This is a genomic window from Microbacterium sp. NPDC087868, assembly GCF_044900755.1.
In the GTDB taxonomy this organism is placed as follows: domain Bacteria; phylum Actinomycetota; class Actinomycetes; order Actinomycetales; family Microbacteriaceae; genus Microbacterium; species Microbacterium galbinum.
In genome coordinates, this window is sequence record NZ_JBJDNO010000021.1 from 1 (window position 1) to 1,165 (window position 1,165).

General features: G+C 71.5%; 2 protein-coding genes. One reads left to right on the top strand and one right to left on the bottom strand.

The window, feature by feature from the left end:
* Positions 1-204 (bottom strand): hypothetical protein (locus ACI2JZ_RS18380; protein WP_404598858.1); only part of this gene is annotated, 204 nt, incomplete at its 3' end.
* On the opposite strand from ACI2JZ_RS18380, the gene ACI2JZ_RS18385 reads away from it, so the two are divergent.
* Positions 203-1,021, top strand: a complete 819-nt coding sequence (locus tag ACI2JZ_RS18385; RefSeq protein ID WP_404598859.1) for an alpha/beta fold hydrolase — start codon at positions 203-205, stop codon at positions 1,019-1,021. The two genes, ACI2JZ_RS18380 and ACI2JZ_RS18385, sit on opposite strands and share 2 nt — an antisense overlap.
* The last annotated feature ends 144 nt before the right edge of the window (positions 1,022-1,165 follow it).

Below are 1,165 nucleotides of genomic sequence, written 5' to 3' on the forward strand. Positions count from 1 at the left end.
CGAGGCGTCGCGTCGAGCTCCGGACTCGGGCAGCTTCCGCACGGCGCCGGTGGGGTCGACGGCCTGCGCGGGGCTGGCCCCGACCCAGGCCACCGACTGCTGATGGGCAACGAGGTCGCTCCGCGTCGCGAGTTCATCATCGACTCCTCCGACCGTCTGTCGCGCGAGGCGATCTACGCCGAGATCGTCATAGGGTCGGAGCATGAGCACTCTCGACCGACGTCTCGACCGGCCCGGGGCCGTGATCGCTTTCGCCGATGGCGGGGGAGACGGGCACCCGGTGCTGCTCGTGCACGGTGCCGGGTTGGACCACACCATGTTCGACGCGCAGGCGGAGGCTCTCACGGCTGCCGGCCTGCGTGTGCTGCGTGCGGACCTCCGCGGGCATGGGGAGTCCCCTCTCGACGAGGGGGCGCGGTTCTCGGCGGACGCGGCGCTCGGCGACATCGCGGCCCTGCTGGCGGAGCGCCGGATCGACCGAGCCGTCGTCGTCGGCCATTCGCTCGGCGGCAACCTCGCCCAGGCGTACGCGGTCGCCCAGCCCGACCGGGTCAGCGGAGTGATCGTGATGGATGCGAGTTGGAACGCCGGACCGCTGTCGAGTGTCGAACGCCTCGCCCTTCGTCTCGCCGCTCCGATGCTTGCTCTGGTGCCGTCTCGTCGATTGCCGGGGATGATGGCGCGTGCCTCGGCCGTGTCGGCATCCGCGTTCGCGCGCACCGAGGAGACGTTCGCCCGGATGCCGAAGCCGGTCTTCCTCGATGTCTGGCGCGCGACGGTATCCCTGGTCGCGCCCGAGCCGGCCTATCGCTCGCCGGTGCCCCTCGGACTGATTCGCGGGGCCGAGGATCGGACGGGCAACATCGCCGTAGCCATGCCGCGATGGGCGGACGTCGAGGAGGTCGCCGAGTACGTCATTCCCGACGCCGGACACGTCGTCACCTGGGATGCGCCGGACGAGACGTCCGCCGCACTCCTGGGTATCCTCGCCGAGGACCGCTTCGTCGCCGCGATGCGATGAGCGCGGTGGAGATCAGACCAGCGTGCGTCCGATACTGCCGATGACACCGTCCGTCGGCTGACCCGAGGCGTCGCGTCGAGCTCCGGACTCGGGCAGCTTCCGCACGGCGCCGGTGGGGTCGACGGCCTGCGCGGGGCTGGCCCC

Excerpts from the sequence above, each read along its gene's own strand:
- ACI2JZ_RS18385 (WP_404598859.1), top strand. The coding sequence starts at position 203 with ATGAGCACTCTCGACCGACGTCTCGACCGGCCCGGGGCCGTGATCGCT.